This is a genomic window from Streptomyces sp. WM6378 (assembly GCF_001279695.1).
Lineage (GTDB): Bacteria > Actinomycetota > Actinomycetes > Streptomycetales > Streptomycetaceae > Streptomyces.
In genome coordinates, this window is sequence record NZ_LGDD01000062.1 from 1 (window position 1) to 7,758 (window position 7,758).

Sequence of the window (7,758 nt, forward strand, 5' to 3'; positions counted from 1 at the left end):
TTCCGAGGGCGTCGACTCAAGAGATGGAAGCGGCGCCACAACACCACCCACGCCAAGATCCGCTGCGTCGGCGAACAAGCCATGGCCGTCTTGAAGAGCTGGCGCCTACTGCACAAGCTCCGCTGCAGCACCAACCCGTCCGCGCGGGGCGGGCCGCCCTATGCAGGCGACCTCCCCGCTCCCGGCAGGAACACCAGGAGGAACCATCGCACCCGGTCCAGGCGCCCGTTTCGCGCTCCTCAAGGCCGCTCTCGCCGGCCTGGGCGCGGCCCTTTTCCTTCTCGCCCCCACCCTCCCCGCCTCCTGGGCCTACCCGGTCGGAGCCCTCTTCTTCGTGGCCTCGGCCATCACGGGCCGATGGCCCCGCCGAGGACCACCCACTCCCGCACAGCACGACGGCCGACCACCCACCTCGGGGTAACCACAGAGCCGCCCGTACCGGTGAAACACCACCGCGCCCCCCTCCTGGCCTGCGACGTTTCCCCGGACCGAGGGAGCACGGTATTCGTGTTGCACCTCACGTTGCAGGCCGATGCCCCGCCGCCGGCCAAGCGGCAGCACGAAGGCCCCGGGCGATGCCGCCCGGGGCCTTCGTGTACTTCGCCTGAATCGGGTTCAACGACCGGCCGTATGCCGTGTCACGCCCACTCGATGCCCAGCTCCCGCAGCGCCTCCGACTGCTCCAGAGCGAGCTTGTCCCGCCTTGATTTGGTGTTGGTGATCCATACGCCGAGTTTCACGACCACCGGCGAGGTCTAGCCCTCGATCGCGACGTGTTCTGTGTGGCCGCGGGGGACGTGGTGGCGGCCTGCGCGGGCGATGTACTGGGCCCGGGGAGCTGCTACGCCCGCTGGAGGACCGCAGATGCCTTCACGGCCGTCTTCCCGCCGCCGTTGGCTGCCGGGGCCGGGGGCGGAGAGCGTGCCGTTACGGCCCTCACGGCAGCGTGTCCGGTGGAGGCCTGTACGGCGCGTGGCGAACTGGTTGATACACCAATGGTTCCTCGCTCAGGGCCTCTTGTCTTGTGCCCCGCACCTGTAGTCCGCGCGCTCAGGTCGCTGCTTCAATCAACCCCGCCCCAGGCCACCGAACACTGAGGAGCTGGCATGGATCTGCGTACCTGGACGAGTCCGGCACCGGCAGCGTGCGTTGGGGCGAGCCCGGCCGGCGTGCTGCCCGGCTCGCTGGCAGCACGTGCCGATGACGCCCGTCGGTTTCCTCAGCGGACGGAGAGGCGCAAGAACAAACCGGGACCTCCTCAAGCGGATTGATCGTGCGGCTCCCCGGGGCCCCAGACCTTGTGCGGCTGCCCGCCCGGCTCCCTCGGCCGGAAGGTCCTCCCTGCACTCCTGATGGTCAGCGGACCCGGACCAGCCGGATCCCCGGGACCTGGGCAACGCCTGCGCGGATGCGTCCGTGTTGCTGAGCCGGAGTCAAGGGCGGGCGCAAGGTCGGCGGCTGTGACGCCTGCTCCGCCCGGTGGTGGTGGCGAGTGTCTACCCGGCTTCCACGGTCCGGGCGACAACTGTGCGGCTTTTCCCTGTCAGGCCTTCCGCGTCGAGCGATGCGACGGCACCACTCTCGACGGTTTCGTGGCGGCCGAGCGCGGACGGGACCGCGCTCGGCGGCGAGGCGGAAGCAATCAGTGCCTTCTTTGCACGCGGCCATGTCACCTGAGCCGCGTTCAAACCGAGAATAAGGAGAATGCGATGGAGCAGAAGTCGGTGCGGCGGCTAGCCGCGGGAAAGGCGCTGGTCGTAGGCGTTCTGCTGGTTCTGGTGGTGCCGGGGGCCGCTTACGCCAACTCTGTGACCGTGACCGTGAAGACCCCCGGGGCCACGCTGGGACCCGCAACCATCGACTCCTCGATCTCAGCGAGCGCCCACTGCGCCAGCGGTCTCCTTTCCGGCGGCGGGATCGGGCAGGTCACCGGCACGGGTGCGGGGTCGAACGGTAACCACGTGCTGGGCACCGAGCCCAGCCCCGACGGTGCGACCGAATACACCGGCTCAACCGGGGTCGTCGGCACCGACGTGGCGTACTGGATCGCGAAGGGCGGAAGCGGAGGCCAGGTCAACTCCGCCTTCTCCACCACTCCCTACGCGATGTGCCTCACCAGCAACCTGATCAACCACACCCAGATCGTCATGAACAAGGTCAACGCGCCCACCACCGCGGGGTCGGTGGGCCTGGTGACGGCGACCTGCCCGGCCAGCACGGTCCTGCTCGGTGGCGGCGCCCTGGTCACACCGGGCAATACCGGCAACTTCAAGGCGATCGCCAGTTTCCCCACCTTCAACAACACCGCTCACGACTTCGGCCAGAAAGCCGCAGCGGACGGAGAGACCAACCCCGACTCCTGGAGTGCCGTTGGGTGGGACAACAGCACGAACGCCAGTAACGAGACGTACGCCTATGCGGTCTGCAGCGGGAACGGCATCGGCGTCAGCGGTGTCACCGTGAAGGCCCGCTACAGCGAGGTGGCCGGCCCGACCACGGGCAGCACGGGCCTGAACACGACAGTCACCTGCGGCTCAGGGGACGGGAAGCTCGTCAGCGGAGGCGCCGCCGTCAGCGGAGGCGGCGTGACCACCACCGACTTCACCGGACCGGGCTCAGCCGGCGACCACCTCAACGGAAGCTTCCCCAGCGATTCCAGCGGCAACCCCGTCAGCGACGGGACCACCACGGCGGCGTCCTGGACGGCCTTCACCCACAGCGGGGGCACCGGGGCGGCGAGCACCCATTCCGACGTCTGGGCGCTGTGCGCCAACGACGGCGTCTGAATCACCGGCGCCACCGAGCACTGCCGGGCCGCCGCCCGCCCGCGGATAACCGTCACACAACGCCGGCTCCGAACGACCCTGCCAGGCCAGGTCCGTTCGCCGCGTTGACATCAGAAAGGCAGCATCCGATGAAGAACAAATTCCTGCGGCGGCCCTCCCTGGGGAAGACGCTGATCCTGGGCGCCGTGGTCGCCGTGGCGATGCCGGGAACCGCCTACGCCGATCCCATCAACGTCACCGTGACGTCCCCCGGAGCCACCATGGGCCCCGCAACCCCCTTCACGGGTGTCTCGTCCCATGCGGACTGCGGCGACGGTCTCGTTTCGGGCGGCGGGATCGACCAGACGACCGGTGACGACCGGCAGGGGAACGGCAACCACGTGATGGGCATCGCGCCCAGCGCCGACGGCCTCACCGAATACACCGACGCAACCGGCGTCGTCGGCACCGACGCGAAGCACTGGCTCGCGTTCGGCGGAAGCGGGAGCAACTCCAGCCCCGCTTTCTCCACCACTCCTTACGCAGTGTGTCTTTCGAGTCATCGGATCAAGCACACCCAGGTCGTCATGAACAAGATCGCCGGACCCAGTGCCGGGCAGACGGCGAAGCTCGTCGTGGCCACCTGCCCGACCGGTACGGTCCTGCTCGGTGGCGGCGCCCGGACCACCCCCGCCAGCGTCGGCAGCCTCAAGCCGATCGCCAGTTTCCCCACGTTCAACGACACCGCTCACGACTTCGGCCAGAAAGCCGCAGCGGACGGAGAGACCAACCCCAACTCCTGGACGGCCGTCGGGGGAATCGGCGGCGGACGCGACAGCGGCAACACGACCTACGCCTACGCGATCTGCAGCGCAGACCGCATCCGCCTCAACAGCATCAGCACGAACGTCCACTTCCGTGAGCTGAGCGGCCCCACCACGGCAGGTACGAGCCGGACGGCGACAGTCGGCTGCGCAGACAACGAGGAAGAGCACAACAGGCAGGACCGCAACGGGCAGCGGCACGACGCGGGGATCCTGGTCAGTGGAGGCGCCGCCGCCAGCGGAGGCAACGTGACGACGACGGATTTCACCAAGGCAGGATCGGGCGGAACCCACCTCATCGGAAGCTTCCCCAGCGACTCCGACGGCAAGCCGGTCAGTGACGGGACCACCACGGCCGCGGACTGGACAGCCGCGGTCCACATCGGGGGATCACCCTCGCCGAACACCTACTCCGACGTCTGGGCGCTCTGCCTGAACCTGCACCCCGAGCACCAAGAGGGATGACACTCCTCGATATTGCCCTGGTAAGGGCGTGTCCGGAAGATCGTGTAAGTCCGTGATCTGATGACTCTGGCGGGGCCGGGTGGCCTCGCCGGGTCGGAGAGGCAGGATCGCGTGACTGAGACTGAGATATCCGAGGCCGCCGTTGACGGGCAGCTCCCGCCGGAGCAGGTCGAGGCTGTGCTCGCGCAGTCGATGGATTCGGCTGACGCCACCGGTGCCCCGCTGGCCGGGGAGGGCGGGCTGCTGCAGCAGTTGTCGAAGGCTCTGTTCGAGCGGGCCCTGCAGGCCGAGATGAGTGAACACCTTGGCTATGAGAAGGGCGATCCGGCCGGCCGCGGCTCGGGGAACAGTCGCAACGGCACGGCCGCGAAGACCGTCCTGACCGACGTCGGACCGGTCGAGGTCGAGGTGCCCCGGGACCGCACCGGCGCCTTCGAGCCGCAGATCGTTCCGAAGAACGCCCGGCGCCTGTAGGGCTTCGACGAGCAGGTCCTGGCGCTCTACGCCCGCGGCATGTCCGTGCGCGACATGCAGTCCTACCTGGCGAAGATGTACGGCACCGACGTCTCGCCGGACCTCATCTCCAAGGTGACCGATGCGGTCAACGACGAGATCACCGCACGAGAAGGAGCCGTCGGCTGGGCAGTGGCGCTGCCGACGGGCTGGCAACGACGCTTCTCGTTGTCGGACATGCGTTTCGTTGTCTTCGCGAAGGTCCTGGGCAGCGAAGAGGGTGCGGGTGCGGGGGGGGGCGATCTTGGAGGTGTCCGGCGCGACAAGGAGTATGGCAGTCCCGCCACATGCGTTGATGTATCAACCGTTGTCGGTGCTGCACGCGTCGGTGAGCCAAGACAGGGGGATATGGCCGCATTGCTCCTCGCAATCCACGCAGGGTTCGCGGGCGGCTTGGAGGGCCGCGTGGGCGGTGGCGGCGCTGTTCAGGAGTGCTGTGGTGCCCAGGATGGGGCTGTTGCGGCTATCGACGCGATGCGCTGCATGGAGGCTCCAAGGCTCTGCGGGGGAGCGGGGCTGGCGCCAGAGACCGTAGGAGGCAAGGGCGCCTCTCCCATGGGCGCGTCAGTTCACCGCGTCGGCACGCAGGTGTAGGCCATGCGGGTGAAGGGGTGGGCGGCTTTGCTGTTCTTGGGCCGCCCTTTGCCGTGGCCGGGCAGAGAAACGGGTGTCCGGCCCAGCCTGGTCAGGGCCGGTGATGTGCGGTCCGGCCGGGCAGGCCGTCCACTACGCACTGCCAGGAGTGGCTGATCATTTCGGCGAGTTCGTCGTCCGGTACGGTGCCGTCGAGGTGGATGGTGATCCAGTGCCAGCGGGGGCCCTGGTATCCGTATCCGGGGCGTACTGCGGGGTACTGCTCGTACAGGTGCAGGGCGAGGGCGGATGCGCACTTCACGCTCAGTCGGTCGGGCTGGGAGGTGTTGGCTGCTGCCAGGGTGGCGAAGATCTTGCCGCGGGTCTTGTAGACGGGCCGGTGCGGGCCCCATGGCTCTTCCTCGCTGACCTCGGGCAGGTCCAGGGCGTAGGCCGCGACATCGTCGGGATTCATTCGGGTGCTGTCCTTCATCAGGGGTGGCGATCACCAGGGGGGGCGATCGGGCAGGCCGCCCGCCGGGACACGGCCAGGTGCACCTGCGGGCGGAGCCCGGACGGGCGGGGCGGGGCTGCCGGGCGGCGCGAGTTCTTCGCCGGAGCATGCGTGGTTCGGTCCGGGCCGGAGTGGCTCGTGGTGCTGCGCACCTTTCGTGGGCAGGGACAAGCGGCCGCACGCCGTTACGGGTGCCCGCCGGCCCGTTGCCCCAGGTGGTCCTCATCGCAGCCCCGGGCCGGACAACGGGCCCCGGACGTCGTCAGAATCTCCCTGGCCCGAAGCGATCTCACGGTCTGTGCCTTCTCAGTCCTGCGGCATGGTGAACAGGCCGAAGCGGTTGCCGTGCGGGTCGGTCAGACGGGCGAAGACCAGGCCGTAGGCGGTGGCTTCGGGGCCGTACTCGACCGTTCCGCCGAGGGAGAGGGCCCGGGAGACGTCGGTGGGCACGTCGGTGGCCAGGAAGGTGGGCATGGCGAACTCGGCGCCGTCGGTGACCGCGCTGTAGTCGTGCATGCCGCCGGTGGGGACCGGGCCGGTGAAGATGCTGTAGTACGGCGTGCTCACCGAGCCCTGGTCCTGTTCGAAGCGCCAGCCGAACGCCTGGGCGTAGAAGGCCCGCGTCGCTGCGGCGTCGGTGGTGCCGATCTCGAAGCTGGCGAACGCGCCCGGCTGAGGCCGGCCCCCGCCCTGCTCCGCCTCCGGTGCACCGGTGCGCGAGACGAGCGTGAGGACGTTACCCCGGGGGTCGGTCACGCGGGCGCGAACGGCCTGGCCGCTGTCCGGGGCGGCCGGGGCTACCACGGTGGCGCCCAGCTTCTCCAGCCGTGCCGCATCGGCGGCCACGTCACCGCAGAAGACGCGCAGGCTGGTGGCTTCCTTGCCGCCGGCGGCGTGCTGCCGGATGAGGCCCATCGGGGCGCTGGCACCCGGGGCGGTGATCCGGATCCCGGTGGGGCCGTCGGCGCCGGAGCCGGGTTCGGTGGCGAAGGTCCAGCCCAGCAGCGGGCCGTAGAAGTCCTTCACGCTCCGGGCGTCAGCGGTGTCGATCTCGAACCCGGAGATCATGTCGAGGCAGGACAATTCCATGGCGCTTTCCTTTCAGAGGAGCGGGAGAAGAAGGGGTTTCTCCCGGCCTGCCCCACCGTAGGAGCCCTTTAGGACAGCTGGTGTCACCCTTTCCTGGCAGCCTGGAAGCCATGAGTCAGGACCTGCCCGCCCGCATGCTGCGCCTGCTGTCCCTGCTGCAGACCCGCCGCGCCTGGAGTGGCGGCGAACTCGCCGACCGCCTCGGCGTCACCCTGCGCACCGTCCGCCGCGACATCGACCGCCTGCGCGTGCTCGGCTACCCGGTCGAGAGCACCACCGGCCGCACCGGCGGCTACCGCCTGGCCGCCGGAGCCGACCTGCCGCCGCTGCTCCTCGACGACGAGGAGGCCGTCGCCATCGCCACCGCCCTGCGCACCGCCACCAGTGGCGTGAGCGGCATCGCCGAGAGCGCGGTGCGCGCCCTGGCCAAACTGGAGCAGGTGCTGCCCGCCAGGCTGCGCCACCAGGTCGCCGCGATCCACGCCGCCACCGTCCCCGTCCCCTGGGACCAAGGACCGGGAGCCGACCCTTCCGCGCTGGCCACCCTGGCCGCGGCCTGCCGCGACCACGAGATCGTCACCTTCACCTACGCGTCCAGGAGCAGCGGCACAACACCGCGGCGCGTCGAGCCGCACAGCCTGGTCGTCGCGGGCTCCCGCTGGTACCTGATCGCCTACGACACCCAGCGCACCGACTGGCGCACCTTCCGCGTGGACCGGCTCACCGAGCCCGCTCCCACCGGCCGCCGTGTCACCCCCCGCGAGCTGCCCGCCGGCGACCCCGTCGCCTTCCTCGCCGCCCGCGTCGCCGCCGCCCCCGCCCGCTACACCCTGAGCGTCACCGTCCCCGCCGGCGCCGCCACCGTCCTGCAGCGCACCCAGATCCTGCCCGAGCGCGTACGGAGCGTCGGCGCGCGCACCAGCACCGTCGAACTGGCCGCCGACGCCCCCCGCCGCATCGCCCTCCAACTCTTCGACCTCGACCCCGGCCCCGGCAGCACCTTCCGAGGAAGCCC

5 protein-coding genes and 2 pseudogenes are annotated in these 7,758 nt (G+C 69.9%); 5 read left to right on the top strand and 2 right to left on the bottom strand.

Annotation, left to right across the window (positions count from 1 at the left end):
• The 4 genes and pseudogenes from ADK54_RS43115 to ADK54_RS08765 form a co-directional block, all read left to right on the top strand.
• Nucleotides 1-132, top strand: a pseudogene (locus ADK54_RS43115) (IS5/IS1182 family transposase); the annotation flags it as partial.
• A 1,577-nt stretch (nt 133-1,709) separates the two neighbouring features.
• Nucleotides 1,710-2,786, top strand: coding sequence for a hypothetical protein (locus ADK54_RS08755; protein ID WP_053724981.1), 1,077 nt, complete (start codon nt 1,710-1,712; stop codon nt 2,784-2,786).
• A gap of 128 nt (nt 2,787-2,914) precedes the next feature.
• A complete protein-coding gene (locus tag ADK54_RS08760; RefSeq protein ID WP_053724982.1) occupies nt 2,915-4,054 on the top strand; it encodes a hypothetical protein in 1,140 nt (379 codons plus the stop codon).
• Between the two features lie 126 nt (nt 4,055-4,180).
• Nucleotides 4,181-4,669 (top strand): annotated as a pseudogene (locus ADK54_RS08765) (transposase); the annotation flags it as partial.
• A gap of 583 nt (nt 4,670-5,252) precedes the next feature.
• On the opposite strand, the gene ADK54_RS08775 reads toward ADK54_RS08765, so the two are convergent.
• Both ADK54_RS08775 and ADK54_RS08780 read right to left on the bottom strand, forming a co-directional pair.
• Complete coding sequence (locus ADK54_RS08775; protein ID WP_053724985.1) at nt 5,253-5,615, bottom strand: MmcQ/YjbR family DNA-binding protein; 363 nt, start codon at nt 5,613-5,615, stop codon at nt 5,253-5,255.
• Between the two features lie 345 nt (nt 5,616-5,960).
• Nucleotides 5,961-6,743, bottom strand: a complete 783-nt coding sequence (locus ADK54_RS08780) for a VOC family protein (protein ID WP_053724986.1) — start codon at nt 6,741-6,743, stop codon at nt 5,961-5,963.
• Between the two features lie 110 nt (nt 6,744-6,853).
• Here ADK54_RS08780 and ADK54_RS08785 point away from each other — a divergent pair.
• On the top strand, nt 6,854-7,758 hold a 905-nt coding region (locus ADK54_RS08785), incomplete at its 3' end, for a helix-turn-helix transcriptional regulator (protein ID WP_053724987.1).